The 21,578-nt window shown below is 59.4% G+C and carries 21 protein-coding genes; 8 read left to right on the forward strand and 13 right to left on the reverse strand.

What is annotated here, in order from left to right:
• Positions 1 to 13: 13 nt before the first annotated feature.
• Positions 14 to 238 (forward strand): DUF982 domain-containing protein, encoded by a 225-nt coding sequence (locus EQW76_RS17590; protein WP_224140323.1) that lies wholly within the window; start codon positions 14 to 16, stop codon positions 236 to 238.
• 7 nt (positions 239 to 245) lie between these two features.
• On the opposite strand, the gene EQW76_RS17595 is transcribed toward EQW76_RS17590, so the two are convergent.
• The gene (locus tag EQW76_RS17595) at positions 246 to 638 is read right to left on the reverse strand and encodes a cupin domain-containing protein (RefSeq protein ID WP_142830212.1); all 393 of its coding nucleotides are present in this window, start codon (positions 636 to 638) and stop codon (positions 246 to 248) included.
• 100 nt (positions 639 to 738) lie between these two features.
• Positions 739 to 2,526, reverse strand: coding sequence for an APC family permease (locus tag EQW76_RS17600; protein WP_142830210.1), 1,788 nt, complete (start codon positions 2,524 to 2,526; stop codon positions 739 to 741).
• A gap of 257 nt (positions 2,527 to 2,783) precedes the next feature.
• On the opposite strand from EQW76_RS17600, the gene EQW76_RS17605 reads away from it, so the two are divergent.
• Positions 2,784 to 5,144 (forward strand): aminomethyltransferase family protein, encoded by a 2,361-nt coding sequence (locus EQW76_RS17605; protein ID WP_142830208.1) that lies wholly within the window; start codon positions 2,784 to 2,786, stop codon positions 5,142 to 5,144.
• Between the two features lie 101 nt (positions 5,145 to 5,245).
• Here EQW76_RS17605 and EQW76_RS30165 read toward each other — a convergent pair whose 3' ends face one another.
• The 4 genes from EQW76_RS30165 to EQW76_RS17620 are packed head-to-tail and all read right to left on the reverse strand — an operon-like array spanning position 5,246 to position 7,717.
• Positions 5,246 to 5,371, reverse strand: a complete 126-nt coding sequence (locus EQW76_RS30165; RefSeq protein ID WP_257625651.1) for a hypothetical protein — start codon at positions 5,369 to 5,371, stop codon at positions 5,246 to 5,248.
• Positions 5,368 to 6,138, reverse strand: coding sequence for a membrane-anchored protein (locus tag EQW76_RS17610; RefSeq protein WP_142830206.1), 771 nt, complete (start codon positions 6,136 to 6,138; stop codon positions 5,368 to 5,370). Before EQW76_RS17610 ends, EQW76_RS30165 begins: the two co-directional genes overlap by 4 nt.
• 28 nt (positions 6,139 to 6,166) lie before the next feature.
• A complete protein-coding gene (locus EQW76_RS17615; RefSeq protein WP_161990964.1) occupies positions 6,167 to 7,027 on the reverse strand; it encodes a 3-deoxy-manno-octulosonate cytidylyltransferase in 861 nt (286 codons plus the stop codon).
• Positions 7,028 to 7,033: 6 nt separating this feature from the next.
• Entirely contained in the window at positions 7,034 to 7,717 is a 684-nt protein-coding gene (locus EQW76_RS17620; RefSeq protein WP_142830262.1) for a glycosyltransferase, read from the reverse strand.
• Between the two features lie 311 nt (positions 7,718 to 8,028).
• Between EQW76_RS17620 and EQW76_RS17625 the strand changes: the two genes are divergently transcribed.
• From EQW76_RS17625 to EQW76_RS17645, 5 genes are all read left to right on the forward strand, one after another.
• Complete coding sequence (locus EQW76_RS17625; RefSeq protein ID WP_142830204.1) at positions 8,029 to 8,940, forward strand: glycosyltransferase family 92 protein; 912 nt, start codon at positions 8,029 to 8,031, stop codon at positions 8,938 to 8,940.
• A 185-nt stretch (positions 8,941 to 9,125) separates the two neighbouring features.
• Positions 9,126 to 10,484, forward strand: a complete 1,359-nt coding sequence (locus tag EQW76_RS17630; RefSeq protein WP_142830202.1) for an FAD/NAD(P)-binding protein — start codon at positions 9,126 to 9,128, stop codon at positions 10,482 to 10,484.
• A gap of 191 nt (positions 10,485 to 10,675) precedes the next feature.
• Positions 10,676 to 11,524, forward strand: a complete 849-nt coding sequence (locus tag EQW76_RS17635) for a MetQ/NlpA family lipoprotein (RefSeq protein WP_142830200.1) — start codon at positions 10,676 to 10,678, stop codon at positions 11,522 to 11,524.
• Positions 11,525 to 11,606: 82 nt separating this feature from the next.
• Entirely contained in the window at positions 11,607 to 12,686 is a 1,080-nt protein-coding gene (locus tag EQW76_RS17640; protein WP_142830198.1) for a methionine ABC transporter ATP-binding protein, read from the forward strand.
• Complete coding sequence (locus tag EQW76_RS17645; RefSeq protein ID WP_142830196.1) at positions 12,667 to 13,320, forward strand: methionine ABC transporter permease; 654 nt, start codon at positions 12,667 to 12,669, stop codon at positions 13,318 to 13,320. Before EQW76_RS17640 ends, EQW76_RS17645 begins: the two co-directional genes overlap by 20 nt.
• Before the next feature lie 13 nt (positions 13,321 to 13,333).
• Here EQW76_RS17645 and EQW76_RS17650 read toward each other — a convergent pair whose 3' ends face one another.
• From EQW76_RS17650 to EQW76_RS17675, 7 genes are all read right to left on the reverse strand, one after another.
• On the reverse strand, positions 13,334 to 15,253 hold the full coding sequence (locus EQW76_RS17650; RefSeq protein WP_143123041.1) for a monovalent cation:proton antiporter-2 (CPA2) family protein: 1,920 nt from the start codon (positions 15,251 to 15,253) through the stop codon (positions 13,334 to 13,336).
• The gene (locus EQW76_RS17655; protein ID WP_142830192.1) at positions 15,250 to 15,861 is read right to left on the reverse strand and encodes an NAD(P)H-dependent oxidoreductase; all 612 of its coding nucleotides are present in this window, start codon (positions 15,859 to 15,861) and stop codon (positions 15,250 to 15,252) included. The genes EQW76_RS17650 and EQW76_RS17655 overlap by 4 nt, the downstream gene beginning before the upstream one ends.
• Before the next feature lie 276 nt (positions 15,862 to 16,137).
• Positions 16,138 to 16,278 (reverse strand): hypothetical protein, encoded by a 141-nt coding sequence (locus tag EQW76_RS29430; protein ID WP_162854774.1) that lies wholly within the window; start codon positions 16,276 to 16,278, stop codon positions 16,138 to 16,140.
• Positions 16,279 to 16,614: 336 nt separating this feature from the next.
• Positions 16,615 to 16,884, reverse strand: coding sequence for a 30S ribosomal protein S21 (gene rpsU / locus EQW76_RS17660; RefSeq protein WP_142830190.1), 270 nt, complete (start codon positions 16,882 to 16,884; stop codon positions 16,615 to 16,617).
• Between the two features lie 318 nt (positions 16,885 to 17,202).
• Positions 17,203 to 18,165 (reverse strand): cation diffusion facilitator family transporter, encoded by a 963-nt coding sequence (locus tag EQW76_RS17665; RefSeq protein WP_142830188.1) that lies wholly within the window; start codon positions 18,163 to 18,165, stop codon positions 17,203 to 17,205.
• A gap of 73 nt (positions 18,166 to 18,238) precedes the next feature.
• Positions 18,239 to 19,339 carry an ROK family protein gene (locus EQW76_RS17670; protein ID WP_142830186.1) on the reverse strand — a complete coding sequence of 367 codons (1,101 nt, stop codon included), beginning with the start codon at positions 19,337 to 19,339 and terminating at the stop codon, positions 18,239 to 18,241.
• A 123-nt stretch (positions 19,340 to 19,462) separates the two neighbouring features.
• On the reverse strand, positions 19,463 to 20,296 hold the full coding sequence (locus EQW76_RS17675; RefSeq protein ID WP_142830184.1) for a helix-turn-helix transcriptional regulator: 834 nt from the start codon (positions 20,294 to 20,296) through the stop codon (positions 19,463 to 19,465).
• A 211-nt stretch (positions 20,297 to 20,507) separates the two neighbouring features.
• Between EQW76_RS17675 and EQW76_RS17680 the strand changes: the two genes are divergently transcribed.
• The gene (locus EQW76_RS17680; protein ID WP_224128625.1) at positions 20,508 to 21,473 is read left to right on the forward strand and encodes a fatty acid desaturase; all 966 of its coding nucleotides are present in this window, start codon (positions 20,508 to 20,510) and stop codon (positions 21,471 to 21,473) included.
• Positions 21,474 to 21,578 lie beyond the last annotated feature (105 nt).

Raw genomic sequence — 21,578 nt, forward strand, 5'->3', positions numbered from 1 at the left:
AATCTGGGACGTCATGGTGACCGTCGAGGCTCCTAAAGCTGGTGAATTCAGGCACGTTGGAAGCGCGCTCGATGCCGTAGACTGCCTCTATTCCTGCTGGCCAGGCCCACAGGGGGATACCCATCGCATGGCTATCAACATCTGTCTTGCAGTGCTCGACAACGATAAGCCGACCAGCGCGTCACGCGAAGCCTTCATTGCTGCAGCCAAGGATGCAGATATTTTCGTCGACTACTGACGAGCAATCAATCCGGAAAGCGATAGACGACGTCACCGAAACGTCCAGTCGGGAATACATAAAATAGCCTGACCGGCGCATCCGTCTCATTCCTCAATCCGTGCTCCGCATTGCCGGGAATAAAGATCACATCACCCGCAGCGACGAGCGTCTCGGTCCCGTCGATGCTCATGACGCCAGTGCCTTCGAGCATATAGTAGATCTCCGGTTCGGCGTGGCGATGCAGTTGCCTCGAACCGCCGCCCGGCGCGATTTCGGCGACGCCGGCGCACATGCTGTCGGTGGGGGTGATGTCGCTGCTGAGCAGTGTGTAGAAGGCGACGCTGCCGCGTACGGGATCGTCCCATTCCTCTCTTGGCCGATACTCGACCCGGGTTATCACAGCCTGAGGTATGTTCATTTTAGTGCTGGCCTTGAGAAACTGGGCGGACGTCTCACCTCAGCGTGAGGCATGCGGATAGTTCAGACACGCGGCATAGGCCGCGTGTCGTCTGCAAGGCTCAGGCCGGAAGCTGGAAGATGACATTTGCGACGAGCACCACCGCAAGTCCTGCTGCCAGCGCTACATATGGCAGGATACCGGCTTTCTTCACACCGAGGTCCTGGCCGACGAGACCGAGGTCCTCCATCGCGCCTTCCGGAAATTTCCCGCCGTCCCTGACGAAATGGCGGTAGGCGAAGACCGGCAGGATCAGGGCTGCGAAGATGAAGCCGACCCAGAGCGCATTGGAGTATCCCCAGACCTTGGCGCCGGCACCAAGAAACAATGCGTTGACGAACGCCAGTATCGTGTTGAGACCGATCAGCCATGTCGGCGCCTTCCAGGGGCGCTCGATGTGGCCGCTATCCATACGGTGGATCCAGCCGGCATTGAGATTGAGAAAATTGAAGATGATGTAACCGACATTGGATACCGCCAGTACGAAGAAGTACCCGGCCGTGTCAGAGGCGATCGCCAGCAGGAACAGGTTGAAGGCAAAATCCGTCCACATGGCGCGCGTCGGTGCGCCGTGCTCGTTGACGTGATCAAGATACTTCGGCAGCCAGCCGTCCTTCGAGCCTTGATAGAGCGTCCGCGAGGAGCCGGCCATCGCTGTCATGATGGCCAGGAAGAGCGCCATGATCATCAGGATAACCAGTAACTGCGTGACGATCTTGCCGCCATGCACCAGCCCGCCAAGCGCCTCGCCGACGCCCGTTCCATCGACGATCCCCGGTGCCAGCATGCCCGTCTGGCCAAGTACGGCCTGGAACGTGAATGGAATGAGGAAAAAGAACAGGCAGCAGAGCAGGCCGGAATAGAAGATCGCCTTGAACGTATCTGTCTTCGGGTTTTTCAGTTCGCGCGTGTAGCAGACGGCGGTCTCGAAGCCGTAGGTCGACCAGGCGGCGATATAGAGACCGCCAAGGAACAGTGTCCAGCCGCCATTGCTCCAGGTGCCATCGACGCCGGAATAGGCAGCCGTGGGCGGCAGCAGGCCGGTGACGTTGAGCGTGTCGATCTGACCGCTGAAGATCGGATAGAGGCCGATGATCAGCAGCGGGAGGAGAACGATGATGGCCAGCCACTTCTGAACGCTGGCAGTGCCAAGAATTCCGCGGTGCTGGATGGCGAAGATGATCAGCATCAGAATGCCGCCGATGACAAAGGTGGCATTGAGGCTGGCCTTGGCGAGGAACGGAATGTTGAAAGTCACCAGCGACCAGCTTCTGATCCATGGCGTATAGGCAGCGATGCCATCGGCGGATATCAGCGCGGTAATCGCGTCTGCCTGGGTCTTGCCGGTATTGGTCGCCAGCCATTCGGCAACCCTCGGGCTATCGGCCGTGATGCTGCCGGCATGGGCGGCGATCCAGGAGACGACAAGTTGCGAATCGGCGCCCGGGATCGGGAAGAGCGCATTGAGAATGTAGCCCGCAGCAATGGCGCAGCCGAGCGACAGCACCGGCGACCAGGCAAACCAGTTGCACCAGACGGATAGCGGCGCGATGAACTTCGAATAACGCAGCCAGGCGGTGGCGCCGTAGACGGATGCGCCGCCGGACTTGTTGGCGAACATGCCGGCGATTTCGGCGTAGGTGAAGGATTGCAGGAAGCCCATCACCATGGAGATGATCCAGACGACGAAGGCCAGCTTTCCGGTTGTGCCGGCAATGCCGCCGATTGAGAACAGCACAAGCGGCGGGACGCCGGCGGCAACCCAGAAGGCGCCCTTCCAATCCAGGGATCGGATCAGCCCGCCGCTTGACGCGGCTTCGGACCCTTCGGTTTCAACGAAAGCTACCATAGCAGTCTCCTCGACCAGTTTTTGCGTCGCGCGGTATGCGCGTTCCCTTGTATTTTTGTTGGATCGTGGCGGCGCTTTTGTTCGGCAGGGCGCTTTTACAGCGTCTCCTGATCGATCCCAGTCTCAAGCGGTCGCGTCACTTATTTCTCATAGTGAATTTTTTTTCATGAGGGTCAAGTCTCTCTTTGTGTTCCATCCCAAAATTTGGATATATAAGAACATGCAGATCAGGCGGCCGATGCTCGCCGGAGGTTCGAATGCCCCATTCCGCCAACGTATTGCAGCCGCCCCGCGCCAGCCGGATCATCAGGCCCGGAATGCCGGCACTTGGGCCCGGCGGCGAGCGCTACCGGGTGAAAGGGCGAGGCTCGACCGTGATCAGGGTCAGCGCTGGCGACACAGTTGTCGTCACCGATACCGAAGGCGGCCAGCTCTGCGAGATCACGTTCATCGACGGGGCAGGCCAGTTCAATGCGGCGGGACTTGGCGTGGCGTTTTCGCGAACTGCATCAGGCCTGCAGGATATCCTCTCCGAAGGTGGCGATAGCGCCAGCCGAACGCTCGCAGCGCTGAGGCGACGCGGCGCAGACCTCAGCAAGGCCGCTGCACTGACAGTTTTCGGTGGCGGCTCTGCACCAGGGTCTTCGGCCGCGCTGACCATGACAATGGATGGATTGCTGGTCGTCGCCGCACCCGGCGCTCCCATGGATTTCGATCGGCAGGACACATCGACGGCAATCTCTGTCATGGTACAGCGCGCACGCCTGTCGCGCAGCTACGAGGAGACGCTGCCGGAGCCTATGGCCGATCCGTTGCAGGACCTGCGCATCGCGGCGGCATCGGCATCAGCCTATTTTGTCCGCGCCGGCGAATTCATCCAGATCATCGATGTCGCCGGCCGCCAATGTACCGACTTCCAGGCTTTTGCCGCCCGCAAGGTCGACAAGGGGCTCGACCGGGCCATCGACGCCACGGTCACACGGACGCTGCTCAGCCGCAGCTATCCGACACCCGGTCTTCCCTCAAAATGTTTTGACCGAGACTTCGAACCGCTTGTCGAAATCGTCCAGGACACGGTCGGAAGGCACGACGCCTTCGCCACCGCCTGCAATTCCCGCTACTATGACGACATGGGCTATCCCGGCCATGCCAATTGCACCGACAATTTCAACGATGCATTGTCGCCCTTTGGCATTGCTCCCCGCAAAGGCTGGGAGGCGATCAACTATTTCTACAACACCAACATTGACCACCAGAACCAGCTCTACCTCGACGAGCCCTGGTCGCGGCCGGGCGACTATGTGCTGATGCGGGCACTGACCGATCTCGTTTGCGTCTCCTCGTCATGTCCCGACGATATCGATGCCGCCAACGGCTGGGACCCCACAGATATCCATGTCCGTACCTACTCCGCTGACCGAAAATTCTCTCGAGCCGTGGCGACCAGAATGACTCCCGATGCAGAGCCGGACATGACCCAGGAAACCGCCTTCCATCCCCGCCTGTCCGCAATGACGCGGAATTACGCCGAATATCGCGGCTATTGGCTGCCCAACCGCTTCAACAACGACGGACCGACCGAGGAATACTGGGCCTGCCGCGAACGGGCTGTGGTGATCGACCTGTCGCCACTGCGGAAATTCGAGATCACCGGGCCGGATGCCGAGGCCCTGCTGCAATATTGCATGACCCGCGACATCAGAAAGCTGTCTCCCGGCCAAGTCGTCTACACCGCCATGTGCTACGAAAACGGTGGGATGATCGACGACGGTACCGTCTTCCGGTTGGCGGAGAACAATTTCCGCTTTATCGGCGGCGACGATTTCTCTGGCGTCTGGCTGCGCGAGCAGGCGGAAAAGATGGGCTTCAAAGCCTGGGTGCGCTCGTCCACCGACCAGATGCACAATATCGCCGTGCAGGGGCCGAAAAGCAGGGACATCGTTGCGGAAATCGTCTGGACCGCGCCGACGCAGCCAGCGATCTCCGAGCTTGACTGGTTCCGTTTCGCAGTCGGCCGGATCGGTCATTTCGAAGGCGCACCGGTGGTGGTGTCACGAACCGGCTATACCGGCGAGCTCGGCTACGAAATCTTTTGTCATCCGAAGGATGCCATCTCCGTGTTCGACGCCGTGTGGGAGGCCGGCCAGAAGCATGGCATCAAGCCGATGGGGCTCGAAGCACTCGATATGGTGCGCATCGAGGCCGGACTGATCTTCGCGCATTACGAATTTTCAGACCAGACCGATCCCTTTGAAGCCGGCATCGGCTTTACCGTGCCACTGAAGTCGAAGACGGAGGATTTCATCGGACGCACCGCGCTGCTCGCCCGCAAGGAAAATCCCCGCTACCGGCTTGTCGGCCTCGATATCGATGCCAACGAGACGGTTGGGCATGGAGACACCGTGCATATCGGGCGGGCGCAGGTCGGTGTCGTCACCAGTGCGACCCGCTCGCCGCTGTTGAGGAAGACCATTGCCTTGGCGCGGATGGACGTAGTGCATGCCGGGATCGGAACCGAGGTCGAGATCGGCATGCTGGATGGCCAGCAAAAGCGCCTTCCAGCCGTGATCGTGCCTTTCGCCCATTACGATCCGCAGAAGCTCAAGCCGCGCTCGTGAGGGACGCGTTTTTCGGCAGATCAGAGCCAGGAGCCAGCGACGTCATTTACTTTTACGCCGAAAATTAAGGGCAGTCGCGACATAGGATGTCGACCGCTCCTTCAGGGTGCGAGATAGCCGAATAAAAAGGCGGCAATCGTCAGTAGGATAATGAGCAGCAATGGCCAGGGCACAAAGCGCTGCTCAATGTGACGACAGAGCGCAACGACGGGTTTAAAAGGGTTCATGAATTGCTCCGCTCGCCAGACAATCCTGCATGCTGGACATTTTCAATGCCCTGCCACAGCGGCAGGCCGATCGACTCCGACACCGATGGGTCAGTGGTAAAAACGGGATAACCCTGCTGCATCAGTCTCACAAGGATCTCCTGATCCATTCGAACATGCTGACGCGATAAATTCACCTGATTGTAGGCATGCCCGCCCGAGTTGGGGTTGATGCCGGTGATGATCACTGCCGTGGCGCCGTTGTATAGGGCAAAGAGCACGGCGTTGATACCATTGGAACACTTGGAATCGGTATCCATCTCGAAACTCTTGCGGCCGACAACGCGGTCCAGCAAAGCCATTCGCTCGTACCGATCGACGATCGTCAGCGTGCGCGGCTTGTAATTGAACGCCTGCAAACCCCTTTCGAGCCGTTCGCGCTCATCCTTGCGCCAGAGCAAGACGAACAAAGCTCCAGTCCGCTTGCCGTTGAGCACGCGACGAACCTCTACAGCGTTGGTGTTGGTGCCCTCGATCTGGTTGAATTGCACGAAGGTAACATCCGGCTCCTCGATGCCCCAGGCCTCAGTCACCGCCTGCGAACCGTTGATCGTCACGACGCGAAACCTGTCGTCGAAATCGGCCGGTTTATGGGAGACCGGCGCAGAACCGACGACAAGCACGGGGCCTGCGAAGCGCGGTGTAACTGTCGGCGGCGACGGGCGCGTCAGCCGGTATTTGATGTTCCGGTAAAGAAGTTTTTTGAGGTCGGAAAATGAGCCGGGCATAGCCATCTTTTTTGGGAGGAATACCGTCTCAGCGTCGCTTTAGAAAACGCGGCCGCAGGCGACGGAAGAAATTATCGATGTCGCGAATGACATTGGTGAGGGATATCAGTTTGTCGATCTCGGCATTGGCGTTGCCGAGACGCTCGGACAAGACATCGGCAATCGCCATTGAAATTTCCGACGACGGAATATCCGGGAAACGTTTTGCCAAGGCTGCGTAGGCATTTTGTGAGATGCCGCCATGGACAGAGATTTTCCCCATGCGCGCAAAAAGGCGCAAGAAGACTTGCTCGAAACTCCAGTCGTGAACGGAAACGACCTTCCATTGCTGACTGCGACGCGCGGAAAACCCGGCAAGGACAATGGTGCCGGGCAATTTCAGGTCGCTGAGCCACAGGGCAATGGCAAAGCCGCTGGTCGGCACCTTGTCCTCGGGATAGAAGTCGTTGCAGAACCCGCTCAGATCGAGATGGCCGGTGGGCGTGTTTTCAAATTCGGCGGCGGTATTGAATTTCTCCTCGGTGTTAAGCCGAATATTCATGATGCCGAGGAAACGATCCCGAGGGAAGAACTTGACGACGTCGCCAACTTCTCGCCGGTAGACAATGTTGGCACCTTTGGAGCTGCCGCGCGATATCAGCAGCGCGTTGCCTTGAAAGGGCGCGTCCAGCACCTTGTAGACCTTGTTGAAAAACACGAAGAGGGTGCTGGGCGGATATTGCTTCTGAAGCCCGGCGATATCGACCGTATCGCTGTTGGCAACGAGAACGACATGGGAGAAGGCCGCGAAAATCGCTTGCCAATCCTTGACCTCGGTGATCCCTGAAAGAGAGCCGGCCGCTGGCAGAGAACTGCCAGGCGCTTGTTCATTGCCTGAAACGGGTTCCACGAATACTTATTTCTGCTGAACGGAGAGGACGCGGTCGCGCATCGCGAACCATTCTTCCGAGTAATCGTCGTTGCGGTGTTCGTCGAAATAAGGGCCGCCGTCGGTGAAGTGGACGATCTTTGCATCAGGGCGGTGATCGTATTCGTTGACCAGGTAATTCCAGGTTACCGGCAGTTCGCCGATCTGGTCGTCGCTTTCCAGCCATTTGAACTGGTGCAGTTCGAGGCCGGTCGCTGTGTTGACGAATTCCTTCGTCAGCGCGCGGCACTTGGCGTTGTTGAACATGATCAGGCTGGACCAGTTTTTCTTCTCGTACTTGGTCTGGGTCTGGCCGAGAAACTTGGTTTCAACCTTGGGCTGGTAATCGTGCTTGACGCACATCGCTGCATAGCGGTCGTCGCGCAGGTTCCAGAGCTCGGCGATGTCGGTACGCGCCAGCATGTCGCAATCCATGAAGATGCTCCAGCCTTCGTAGTTGCAAAGGTGCGGGACCAGAAAGCGCGAGAAGGAAAACTCGGTAGACTGCAGGGCATTGCGTTCGCGGGTAAAGAGGTCGCCGAGATTGCTCAGCACGATCGGCGAGAACGCCACAGGAATGGATGAATGTTCGACGATGCTCTGCGTGAGAACGTGGTAGGCTACGACTTCCTTGGAATCGAAGCCGACGAAAATACGCGCTAAATTATCGATCATGATCTCTCCGCTATCGTCCATGTGCCAGGTGCTAGGCCAAAAAGCCGTCACCTCGCAAAGCAACAGATATTGTTACAGTAGCCACCGTTATCAAAACTACGGCCTGATGCTTGTAACTCCCGCTTTCGAAAGTCAAGTTGCAGCTTCGACGCGAAATAGGACGGATATCGCATTTGTCGACAGAATTGCGACGCTATTTTGTTAGTAAGCATCATCGGCAGCGCGACTTGCCCTAGGGGGCTGGCGGGTGGATATGCTGTCGCAACAGCGCTGCGATTCGGCAGTCCCATTCGCGAAAAGAGGCCTCAATGGGTTGGTTCAAGTCGGCAAGGCCGCTCACACGAAAGCTTTCGATCGTACCGCCGGCGCCTGCTCCCGGCCGCCATGGCATTGCGATCATGGCCTGCGTCAAGAACGAGGCAGTCTATATCGAAGAGTGGATCCGCTTCCATCGTGCCGTTGGCGTGGACCATTTTTATATCTACGATGACGGCTCGACGGACGGTACGCGGGCGCTTCTGTCGGATCTCCTTCCAGCCAATGCCCTGACAATCGTTCCTTGGATCGCCCGCATGTCGGATACGGCAAGTGGACAGTTGCTGAATGGCCAGACGATTGCCTTTGCTCACGCTATTCTCAACTTCGGCAGCCTTTACAGCCGCATGGCGTTCATCGATGTCGATGAATTCCTGTTGCCCAAACAGGGCTCGACCATCGAGCAGGCGCTGGAAGGCGCCGGCGGCTTTCCGAATGTCTCCCTGCCCTGGCATATGTTCGGCACATCAGGTCATGTCGTAAAGCCAGATGGACCGCTGCTTTCCAACTACACGATGCGCGGCGCAGATCCGCTGACACGGCAGGAAAACGTTTCCAACTTCAAATGCATCGTCGATCCCTGCGAAGTGGTCGAAGTCAGCGTCCACCAATTCAGGACGCGCCAGCATGGAGAGCTCACCGTCAACGATGCGGGCCAGCAATTCACCCGCTCCGGCCGCAAGTCGCCGGCCTTCTATTCCAATCGTTTCTTGCAGCTCAACCACTACTACAGCAAATCACGCGCCGAACTTCAGGCGAAGGTGACGCGCGGGTGGTCCTATGATGCGGAGCGAACGAAGTACGAGCGCAAAGTCTTCGGCGTCGTCGAGGCAATCGAAAAAGACGCCGTCGAAGACCGGGCAATGGTCGATTTCATCGCGCGACATGGCATCGAACTCGGCTAGTTCTGAGGCTGGCATCTTGGCCACAGCTTCGATTTCCTGTAAGTTTGGAACCGACGACAATCGAGATCTGACTGAAATTTGCGATTTTTATCGCGCGATTTCAGTGACTTGCGCGGCAATCGGTACCAGATGTGGCTATGTTGCGATAGCAGCTGGTATCCGTATGAACACAAGTGAGGGCCTATATGGCGTATGATGTCGCTGTCGTTGGCTCGGGGTTTTCGGCTATAGCCGTTACGATCAATCTGCTCAGGCTACTGCCATCATCGGCACGTATCGCCGTGGTAGGAGACGATCCAGGGTTCGGGCGTGGGACTGCTTACAGAACGGAATTCTATCTACACCGCCTGAATGTGCCGGCGGGTCGCATGAGTGTGTTCCCGGACGAACCGGACGATTTCGTCGCGTGGCTACGCGCCGAGAACCGACTGGTCGATACCCACGACTTCGCCTCGCGGGGGGATTACGGGCGTTATCTGCGCGATCGGCTGGCTGCATTGTTGCGCGACAGACCAAACCGTGCGGGTGTCGATTTCATCAAGGCGAAAGCGAGGGCCTGCGTCGAGTGTGCAACTTCGGGCGTGATCTTCCATCTCGACAACCAGACGGAAATGACCGCACGCAACGTCGTCCTCTGTCTCGGCGTCGGAAATGCCGAGCTGCCGCTTGGATCGGGCAGCCTCGATGCTGCCGCAAAACCCAGGATCGTGCGCAACCCATGGCGACTGGGCTGGCTTTCGAAGGTCGCGCCTTCGGACGAGATCTGCATTCTCGGCTCGGGCCTCACCATGGTCGACCAGGTGCTTGCGCTCCGGGCGCATGGGCATCGTGGGCCGATCCATCTGCTTTCGCGGCGCGGGTTACTGCCGCATTCGCACCGCGCCGGGCATCATTCTCCGGCGAAACCGGACCTCCCGACAGACACGATGGCGATGAGTGCCGTCCTGCACGCGTTGCGAAGGCAGGTGCGCGATGGAACGGACTGGCGCGACGTGATGGACGGCCTGCGCTCGCAGACCCAAGCGCTTTGGCAGAGGCTGGACAAAGACCAGCGAGCGCGGTTTCTACGCCACGCACTTGCCTGGTGGAATATTCACCGCCACCGCATCGCGCCCGCCGTGTTCAGCGAGTTCGATGGATTGGTGAAAGACGGGACGGTGACAGCGCATGCAGGGTTTCTGCAGGCGATCCGCCAGTCGGAGGTTGGACTGGACATTCACTACCGGCCACGCGGCCGCCAGGAAGAGGCCTGCTTGCGCGCAGACTGGGTCGTCAACTGCACGGGCATGGAGCGGGCCGGCATTGCCCATTCGCCGCTGCTCCGCGAAATGCTGGAGAAAGACATGATCGCAGCCGATGAACTGGGGCTGGGCATCGTCGTCGACCGGCATTCGCGGGTGCTCGATGCGGGCGGTCGTCAACAGGACGGACTGTTTGCAATCGGCGCGCTGACGGCAGGACAGTTCTGGGAGATTACGGCGGTGCCCGATATCCGCATGCAGGCGCGGGACGTGGCAAGGTCCATCGCCGGTGTAGAGGGGTAATCTTCAGATCGGCGCGCCTACGGCGGTGGCGGTGTGCTGAAATAAATGCGGCGTCGATCGCTCCACGGCAACACAGGTTTTCCTGTCCTTGCGCCAACAACAGATGATCGTGCTTGGTATAGGGATCTCCCATTTGCGATTGTCTCGGCGTGAAGGGGCGGAAAGCCCCGCGATTTTGACGGGATGAAACAATGACCAAGACATTCAAATTCAATCTTTTGACCTCCAGCCTGTCGCGTCGCGCTGGCCTTGCCGTGATGATTGCGTCGGCGGCAGCCATCATTGGAGTTGCGGCCTTGCCGCAGTCTAGTCTGGCCGCAGACAAGTCGATCAAGGTCGGCATCATGAGTGGCGAGGACGAGGACGTCTGGCGTGTTGTGACCGCCGAGGCAGCCAAGAAGGGCCTGAAGATCGAGACCGTAGCCTTCAACGACTACACCCAGCCGAACGAGGCGCTTGAGCGCGGCGAGATCGATGCCAATGCCTTCCAGCACCAGCCCTATCTCGACAACCAGATCAAGACGCATGGCTACCATATCGTCCGCGTCGGCTACACCGGCGTCTGGCCGATCGGTCTCTACACCAAGAAATACAAGTCCGTCGGCGAGATCCCGAATGGCGCCGTGATCGGCGTGCCGAACGATCCGTCGAACGAGGGCCGCGCGCTGCGCGTGCTGCAGACCGCCGGCCTGATCAAGCTTAAGGACGGCACCGGGATTCTGGCCACTGTCGCCGACGTTTCCGAGAACCCCAAGAAAATCGAGATCAAAGAACTCGATGCCGGCATCGTCGGCCGCTCGATCGACGATCTCGATGCCGCTGTCGTCAATACCGACTGGGCGCTGAAGAGCGGCCTGTCGGCCGATGACCGCATTACCCAGGAGCCTGTCTCCGACAATCCCTACCGCAATTTCATCGCCGTCAAGCAGGGTAACGAGAACCAGGAATGGGTGAAGACGCTGGTCGCCTCCTACCAGAACCCTGACGTCAAGGCCGAGTTCGACAAAGTCTATAAGGGCACCGGCATCAGCGCCTATTGATATCTGCGCGACAACAGCTATCGACCAAGGCGGCCCGGGTCATTCCGGGCCGCCTTGACGTGAAGGCATGAAGGAAAAGACAATGAACGATATTCCGACCGCAGCCGAGGCGCAGTCGCTAGCAACCACAGAGGAGGTTGTCCGGCTGACAGATGTCGCCCGTCGCTTCGGCACCACGCCGGCGCTGGACGGCATTTCGCTCACCGTCCATCGCGGCGAGATCCTCGGCATCATCGGTCGCAGCGGCGCCGGCAAGTCAACGCTGATCCGCTGCCTCAATGGATTGGAGCGAGCCGACAGTGGACGGATTGAGATCGAAGGCCGCGACATCACCGGACTGGCGGAGCAGGATCTGCAGCCGATGCGCCGGCGGATCGGCATGATCTTCCAGCATTTCAACCTGCTTTCGGCAAAGACCGTCGAGGAAAACGTCGCACTGCCGCTGAAGATCGAAGGCATCGGCAAGACTGAGCGCCTGAAGCGCGCCGGTGAACTTCTGGATCTCGTCGGCCTGGCCGACAAGGCGAAGGCCTATCCCTCGGAGCTCTCCGGCGGCCAGAAGCAGCGGGTCGGGATCGCCCGGGCGCTGGCGGCACGACCGGCACTGCTTCTCTCCGACGAGGCCACCTCGGCGCTCGACCCCGAGACAACGCGGGCCATACTGGCGCTGCTCAAGGACATCAATCAGAAGCTCGGCCTGACAATCCTGCTGGTCACTCACGAGATGGAAGTCGTCCGCTCAGTTGCCGACCGCGTTGCCGTCATCGATGCCGGCCGGATCGTCGAGGAGGGCCGTGTCTGGTCCGTCTTCTCGGATCCGCAGCAGCCGATCACCCAGAGCCTGCTTGAAGGCATTCGCCCGCAACTGCCGGATCATATCCTGCAGCGCCTTTCTCAGACATCGGGAACGGAAGCGATCATCAGCGTCGATGTTGCCGGACCCGCAGCGCAGGGAGCCGTCTTCAACGACCTGTCGACGGCACTGCCGAATTCCTACCGGCTGGTGCATGGCGGGATAGACCATATCCAGAACCAGCCGGTGGCGCGGTTCTTCATTGCCGTGCCGACCCGAAATCCGGCGCTTGCCGGCGACGTACAACAGTTTCTAAAAACCCGCTCCGCGCGGGTGGAGGTGCTTGGCTATGACACCGATCATGCTTGAACTGCTCGGCCGCTCCATCTGGGAGACGATCGTCATGACTGTCGCCTCCGGGCTGATTTCCCTCATCGTCGGTCTGCCGCTCGGGCTGGCTCTGGTGACGACGGGGCAAGGCGGCATTGCCGAACACCGCTGGATCAACAGCATTCTCGGCGCCATCATCAACGGCTTCCGGTCAGTGCCTTTCATTATCCTGCTGGTGGCATTGATACCTCTGACACGCCTGATTGTCGGTACGGCGCTCGGAACGACGGCTGCCATCGTGCCGCTCGCCATCGCGGCTATCCCGTATTACGCCCGCATTGCGGAAGTTTCGCTACGCGAGGTCGATCACGGCCTGATCGACGCCGTGCGGGCGATGGGCGGAAACCGCTGGACAATCGTCCGCGAGGTACTGGTGCCGGAAGCGATGCCGGGCCTGGTTGCAGGCTTCACGGTGACGCTGGTGACACTGATCGGCGCGTCGGCCATGGCCGGTGCGATCGGGGCCGGCGGGCTTGGCGACCTTGCCATCCGCTATGGCTACCAGCGGTTCGAGACCAGTGTGATGGTCGCCGTGGTTGCCGTGCTGATTGTCATCGTCTGCGCCATGCAGTGGTTCGGGGACCGGCTGGTCGCCAAGCTCGACCACCGCTGAGATTGACGCGTCGCTAGGCGGCGGGCGCGTCTTCTTCGTCCGGCCGCTCACGAGCGCCGGGCGGCATCCAGCCGCGCTCCGTCCTGTCGTGCAGGGCGCTACGGTCGCCCAGCATGGCGGCATCGAGGATTTCGCCGATCTCCTTTGACCGGGCGATGTATTCGGGGTTGTTGAAGACCTCGATATCCTCTCGCCACAGGGGCGCCAGCTGGCGAAGGCCCCATCGGTCCTGCTTGACGAAGACGGCCTTGCTCTTCTCGACTTCGTAGGCGTGCATGCCGAGCGCCGATAGCGCGTAACCGCCGGCCCGCACCGAACTGTCGAACATTTCCCGCACAATGTCGTTCGCACCGGCCTGGTAGAGACGGTAGACGTGTCCGCGGTCAAAGGCGCGGGCAATGATGTGCAACTGCGGATTTTCCCGGCGCGCATGCTTGACGATCTCTATTGTCCGCTCGACATCGTCGATCGCGACGATCAGCAGCTTGGCGCTCGACAGACCTGCAGCGTGCAGCAGATCCGGACGCCCGGCATCTCCGAAAAACGACCGCACACCGAACTTGCGCACGCCTTCGACGACATCGGCCCGATGGTCGAGAACTACGGTCTTGTAGCCATTGGCCAGCAGCAGCCGATTGATGATCTGGCCAAAACGCCCGACGCCGGCAATGATAACCGAGCCAGGCTCGGTGATCTCGTCGGCCTCTTCCGCCTGCTGCCGATTGTAGCGCGGCAGGATGACCTTATCGAGCATGATGAACAACGCCGGCGTCAGCATCATGGACAGCGCGACCACCAACAGCAGAACGGCAGCGATATCCGGTGGAAGAACGGCATTCTGCACGGTGAAGGACAAGAGCACGAAGCCGAACTCGCCCGCCTGCGCCAGGCCGAGCGCGAACAGCCATTTGTCGGAGCCGCGCAGCTTGAAGGACTGCGCCAGGCCATAGAGCACGCCGACCTTGACTGCCATCAGCGCCACCGTCAGGCCCAGGACGACGCCAAGATGAGCCCATAGCAACGCAAAATCGATACTGGCACCGACGGTGATGAAGAAGAGGCCGAGCAGCAGGCCCTTGAAGGGCTCGATGTCGCTCTCCAGCTCGTGGCGGAATTCGCTGTTGGCCAGCACCACGCCGGCAAGAAAAGTGCCGAGCGCCGGCGACAGGCCGACGACAGACATTAGCAGGGCGATGGCGATGACCAGCAGCAAGGCTGCCGCCGTGAAAATCTCGCGCAGCCTGGCGGCAGCGATGATCCTGAAGATGGGCCGCGACAGGTAATGCCCGGCGACGACCACGAAGGCAACGGCGGCAAGGGTAATGATCGCCACCTGCCATGCCGGCAGGCCGTCGAGGAGACTGACGCTTTCGTGGCCGCCGGAGGCTGCAGCGACATCCTGCGCATGATGACTGAGTTCAGGCAGCGCCAACAGCGGAATGAATGCCAGCATGGGGATTACGGCGATATCCTGGAACAGCAGGACGGAAAAGCTTGCCTGGCCACCGTCGGATTTCAGAAGGCCTTTTTCTCCAAGGGTCTGCAATACGATTGCGGTCGACGACAGGGAGAAAATGAAGCCCACAGTGAGTGCCACACTCCAGACCTGCCCGAACGCCATGCCGATCGCCGTAACGATCGCCGCAGTACCCACCACCTGAAGACCGCCGAGGCCGACCAGCTTTGCCCGCATTTCCCAAAGCGCGCGCGGCTGCAGCTCGAGCCCGACGAGGAACAGCATCATGACGACGCCGAACTCCGCAAAATGCTGCAGATCCTTCGTCTCGTTGCCGATCAGATGAAAGACCGGCCCGATCAGCACGCCGGCGATGAGGTAACCCAGCACCGAACCAAGGCCGAGACGCTTGGCGACCAGCACCGAGACGACGGCGGCGAGGAGATAGACGAAAGCCTGGAAGACAAAGCCGCTCATCGCGCACCACCTTGAATGGGAAGAGTATCGTGGTGCAGCACATCGACATGGCGCGCCGCTTTGTAGTCGAACCGATCGTCGCGCAGCGATTCCAGCAAAGCGCGGTAATCCGCGACATGCCGCGCCCCTCGGCCGTCGGAGGCACCTTTACCCGCCGAAAACAGCACGAATGGTGCGACGAACTCCATCTGGCAAAGATTGGCTGTCTGCTCGAGTGGGGACAAAAGAGTGCGGAAGCCGAAATGATTGCTTCCCTGCGGATGGTAGGCCTGTTCATCCCCGCCGGCCGTTGCGGCCACCAGGAAGCGCTTGCCCTTCAGTCGATCTCCGTCGTGCCCATAGGCAAAACCGTATTCCAGCACCAGATCCTGCCATTCCTTCAGAAGAGACGGCGTCGAATACCAGTAGATCGGGAACTGCAGCACCAGGACATCGTGCTCCAGCAGCCGCGCCTGTTCCAGGTCTATATCGATATTGAAGGTCGGGTATTCGGCATAGAGATCAACGAAGGTGATGCCTTCGATGGACCGCGCGGTCTTTGCCATTGCGACGTTGATCTTCGAATGGCGCTGGCCGGGATGAGCAAACAGAACGAGCACGCGGGCCATGGAACCTCGGTGGGCAAGTGCGACAAAGGGAGCGTTGTCCTGCCAGTAAGCCAGGGAGATGCCTGGAACCAGGCTTCGCGAGGCTGACTTTGGGCCATGAACCGGAGATTTTCCAGTGCTGATAGCCGGTGTTCCAGATTATCTTGCGACAATACAGGATCAGTGTGGGGAGCCGTGAAGTCCGGCAGCAATATTGGTTGTTTATCAGCGTCGCTGCGGCCTGCCTATCTCGAGGATCGCAGGCCGACGCTGTGCCTTGACGTCGTGTTGTCGGAGTTACTTGTCTTTCTTGCCGAGCTTCAGGCTGCTTTCCGCCTGCTTGACCTGCGAGCCGACAGGCGTTGCCGACTTGACATCCGCCTTGTCCTTCTTTGGCTTGCGCGTTTCGCGGTTGCTCTTCATCTGACCTTTAGCCATCGTCATCTCCGTCTGTTGTGCCTGGGTGACCTATCGGAAGGATAGTCTGGCGGGTCGAAAACCTCTCACATTGCGATCGCCCACGCGGCTGAGGCCGATGGTGATTTCTCGACAGCAAATACGACTTGTCCGAGGCGCCTCCTCCATGGAAAAGACCTACTATCTCGCAAAGACGAAGGCAAGCGAAACGCAGAAAAACGCTTGTCGCGCGCACGACAAGCGTCTCAATTCTATTGGCAAAAGGAAGAAGGACGTCAACGACTAGCGTCGTGCCCGACGCATAGCTGCACAGAGGTGCAAACCGTTCAGTCGGGCCGAGATCCAATCGTCAGGCAATTAAGCCTTGTTGGCGCCAGCGCCGGCTTCGCCGCCGCGTGTGTATACAGCCTTCTTAGGACCTGGGATCAGACCTTCGCGCTGCAGCTTCTTGCGGGCAAGCTTGCGGTGACGTGCAATACCTTCAGCCTTTTCGCGAGCGCGCTTTTCCGATGGCTTTTCGTAAGCCATGCGTGCCTTGATTTCGCGGAAGAGACCTTCGCGCTGCATTCTCTTCTTGAGGACGCGGAGAGCCTGATCGACGTTGTTGTCTCTAACTAGAACTTGCAAACTTCTATCCTTTTGTTGACATTCGCGGTCGCTGCTGGCGCGTGACCTGCGCTTGTTTATTCGCATTCGGCAGCAGATCGTCATGCGAAAGGAAATATTCCCTATTTCGCAAGGCCGCTGCGCTGTCGTAATTCTCGGCCGGCCCTTTCAATAAAGGTCGGCGACGACGCGTCATATACTGACGCGATCGCTTTGCCAACGGCGTCCTATCATATCATGGCGTTTTCGCCATAGAAAAAAGCAGCTGAAGCGAATTTTTGCGTCATTGCGCCAGCCGGGGCCACTCGATGGGACCCACATGATAACCGTCAGGCGCCTTTAGATGTGTTGGTGCGGCGTATTTTCAAGGGAACAACGGTCAAGTTCGGGCTGGAAAGTCGCGTGGCCAATGCCGAAGCGACGCTGCAGGCCCCTGGCTGCCTCCTCCAGCACCTCGTCGCCAGGATGGCCGGCAGGCGTGACGAGATGGCAGGTAAGCGCCGTATCGGTCGTGCTCAGCGACCAAACATGCAGGTCGTGTACCGAAGCCACGCCGGGCAGTTTGCTCAAGAACGCACGGACCTCGACTATGTCGATGCCAGCAGGAACGGCATTCAATGTCATGGTGATCGAGCCGGTAAGCAGGCTCCAGGTGCCGACGATAATGACGATATTAATCGCCACGCTCATGACGGGGTCTATCCAGTGCCAGCCGGTCAGGAGGATCAGCAGTCCGCCGATCACCACGCCGAGCGAAACCAAGGCATCCGCTGCCATATGCATGAAGGCGCCGCGCACGTTGAGATCGCCTCCGCCGGAGGAGAACAACCAGGCGCAGAAGCCGTTAATCGCAATGCCGCAGGCTGCGACGATCATCACCGTCTTTCCGGCGACAGGCTGCGGCTCGAATATACGGCCGATCGCCTCCCAGCTGAGACCGCCGACCACCACAAGCAGGAAGACCGCGTTGAACAGCGCGGCAAGGATGGAGCTGCCGCCGAGCCCGAATGTGAAACGCTGGGTGGGATTGCGCTTGGCAAGGATAACCGCCGCCCAGGCAACGCAGAGCCCGAGCGCATCGGAAAGATTGTGCCCGGCATCGGCCAGCAACGACACCGAATTGCTGGCGATACCATAGATCACTTCGACCAGCACGAAGGCGATATTCAAGCCGACGCCGATCGCAAATGCCTTGCCGAAGTTTGCCGGCACATGACTGTGGCCGAGGCCGGAGACATGCGAATGGCTGTCGTGCGCGTGATCATGGGAGTGGTCGTGGTGGTCATGATGATCATGCGCCATTGATATGTCTCTCTAAGCCAATGTCCAAAGAATGGCGCCGCAGTCTGATGGTTCTCTGACCTTCTATCTAACGTCAAGTCTTGCTTTTGTCAGAATTTTCCTTCGGCGCTTTGTTGGTAAAGCGCGCATTTCCGAGCCCCGTGCCAATGGTCACCACACCCCATTTTTTTGTATCCTGCATGAAAGGCGTTTGCGAAAGACCCTGCACGACGGCGTCGTTGTGGATAACCACCAAAGTATCGTGGCTGCCGATCTGCGGGATAGCCTTGGTCAGGGCCTCGCCCAGATTGAATTTCTCGCTCTCCCAGTTGCCGCCGGGCAAGTTCTGCCCGCCACGGGCAATAGAGCCGTCACTTTCTATAACCCCTGGGCACGCAATGCCAATGACGGGCGCCAGTGTCAGCTTGGCCTTTTCAGCCTTTCTGATGAGACTTTCCAGCATGCCGGCCAACCTTTCAACCGTGGCACTGCGCTTCGGTGCCTCGTCTGCGTGCCGCCAGAGGTCGAACTTCCAGACACTGGCCCTGGATAAATCAGGATGGTCCTTGAGACGCATTTCCACGATGCCGGCCCGGATGTTGGTGCCGCCGATATCGACCGCGAGGATCGCATCATAGCCTTCGAGCATCCATCCCGGCATCAGGTGCGCAGCGCCTATCAGACCGGCTTCGTCAGGGTGGTGGGCGATCGGGGTGAGCTCGACCTTGAAACCCTCGCTTTTCAGCAGCACCATGGCGCGGGCAATTGCCAGTTCGCCGAAGCCGCTCTCCTTGAGGCCGCCGCCGACGACGATTCTCTCGGTACCCTTCCAGCTATCTTGTTTCAAGAACTTCCCGAGCACATGGCCGAGTTCGCCAGCAAAGTCCTCGACGGCGCCCATGACCAGCGCAGCTGCTTCCTTGTTGTCTCCAGTCAGCAATGCGTCGATCTGCTTCTTCGACATGTCTTTCGTCGCGACATCGCCGAGCGGGTCATCCCCACCGTTGCGGATGCGCTGGCGCCACTCGTTGAGCTTTGCCTGGAAGGCGGACTTGCTAGCCCGGTCGCCGATAAAGCCGTTCTTGTCGCGCAACTCGAGATTATAGCCGTCGATCGTCACCGAGGGCAGGCTCGCCGATCCGTGGGTGATCAGGGTTGCGTTGTCGCGGCTTGCGTCGTTCTGCTTCTTTTCCATAGGGCTCCAATCCGAAGTCAGACATCGGCTCCATACAACCGGAGAGACCCGTCTGACCAGAGCGAGGACAACGCAAGAGAGACGCGGATGTTCCTGTCCACTACCAAGCCGGGAAGCACTTGCTCATACCACCGTGAGCAAGCGGATATAGGCGGCTACTTCATGCGCATGGATCCTGGTATCGCGGACGAGATCGTCGAAATGCCTCTGCATCATGCGGACCGAATCGACATTGTGCAGGACGAGATACATCCGCCCGACGAATACCGCTGCCCGCAGGGAGCCGAAGACGGTGTAGGGCACCGAAAAACGGGCCCGACCGTCGAAAAGGAACAGCCGGAATGATGGATAAAGATCGTCGATAAGGTCTGCCATATGCAGCAATTGCCCCTGACGCGCAGCCTTCGGAAGCCCCTGCCAGATGCCTTGCCCAGCGGCAAAAGCCTCCAGCGTCTGCAGCGGCATGCAGGACTCCATGTCGGTGCCGGGCTCGCGATTGTAATCCAGCCGGAACGCCGTTCCCGCCACCTGCGTCGCGGCGCTCTGGTGCGCCTCCGACGCCTCATAGGCAATAACTTCGGGTGTCCGCAGGAGATCGGGAATGCGAGCCGGCACATAGCGGATTTTAGAGCCGGTGGCCTCGGCATGCCATTTGATCAGGAGCCCCGCCCCTTCGTCGTCGCTGGTCTCAATTTCGAGGCTTGGCAGAAGCGCGCCCATCAGGCCCTCGTCCTGCGAAATGCCGAGCAGCCAGTCCAGCGAAACCTGATGGCGCTCGGCGATGCTCAGCAGGGTTTCCACCCTTGGAAGCCGGGCGGTTTTCCCCGACAGCAATTGCGATAATGCCGACCGGTCGATGCCGACATTATCCGCGAACGCCGATTGGCTCTCCTGGGAGCGGTCGAAAAGCAAGCGGAGACGCTGCTGAAACAGGACTGCCAGCTTGCGTTTATCCATCATATCGTTCCGTTTGGTGACAATTATCACCATCATGGCAATTCCGTGCGCAATGTCAACGCATCGTCACCATTATCGCGTTGCACAAAATGCAACTTGCGCGGAAGCTGATACGGGGGCAACGAATCGCAGCGAGATCAAGGGCATGATCATAAAATTGAGAACTGGTGAGCGTTCAAAGCGGCGAAACCGGCGACTTAGGATCGAGTGGGTGACACTCGGAATGATTGCAGGTTGCTACCTCATATGGTTTGCTGCCGGCATGATGTACCAGTCACTGCCGTGGATAGGGGTCCTCGCGATTCCCGTCATGGCGACATTTCATTCGTCACTGCAGCACGAAGCTCTTCACGGTCACCCGACGCGCAATGCGCTAATAAACGAGGCCCTGGTTTTCCTTCCGATCGCGCTGTTCTATCCCTTCAGGCGCTACAAGAACCTGCACCTGCGACACCACGCAGACGAGCGACTGACGGATCCCTACGACGATCCGGAGAGCTATTATCGGGGGCTGACTGAGTGGAAAAGATTTCCCGCCTGGTTGAAGAGCATGCTCCACGCCAACAACGCGCTGCTTGGCCGGGTGCTGATCGGACCCGCGATCGGGGTTATCGGCTTCGCTCTGACAGAAATCAAACTCCTCTCGGCAGGCAGCAGGGCGCAGCGTCTCGCCTGGGTGCTGCACCTGGCAGGCCTGGTACCGGTTCTGACGATTGTTCATTTCCTGTTCGGCATGCCGCTTTGGCTCTATGGGCTGCTGGCCTATGCCTCGCTGTCGATCCTCGCCATCCGCTCCTATTGCGAGCACCAGTGGTCGGAACATCCGGACGGCCGGACCGTGATCATCGAAAAATCCGTTCTCGGGCTACTGTTCCTCAACAACAACCTCCATCTGGTGCACCACAAGCAACCAACGGCGGCATGGTATAGATTGCCGCGCCTCTACCGCGAACGGCGCGAGGAATGGCGGCAGATGAACGACGGCTATGTATATTCCAGCTATCTCGAGGTGCTGAAAGCCTTCGGCCTCAGGCGCAAGGAGCCTGTGCTGCATCCCACGGCACACCTCGTTAACACGCCGGACGGGTCTTCCTCGCTTGGATCAGCCGAACAGCGACGTTCGCTTGCCACTTGGCCAAGCGTAACTGCGGCCGATCCCAGCCTCTCGATCCGGTAGCGGACCCGCCAGCAGCAGACTTGCGCATCGCCAACCCGATCACCATCTGCACCGCACGCTCCGTGGTCAACCTTCGGAAACCCCCGAGCCGAAAGGCCGACACAA

It is taken from the genome of Rhizobium sp. rho-13.1 (genome assembly GCF_007000305.1).
Taxonomy (GTDB): Bacteria; Pseudomonadota; Alphaproteobacteria; order Rhizobiales; family Rhizobiaceae; genus Rhizobium; species Rhizobium rhododendri.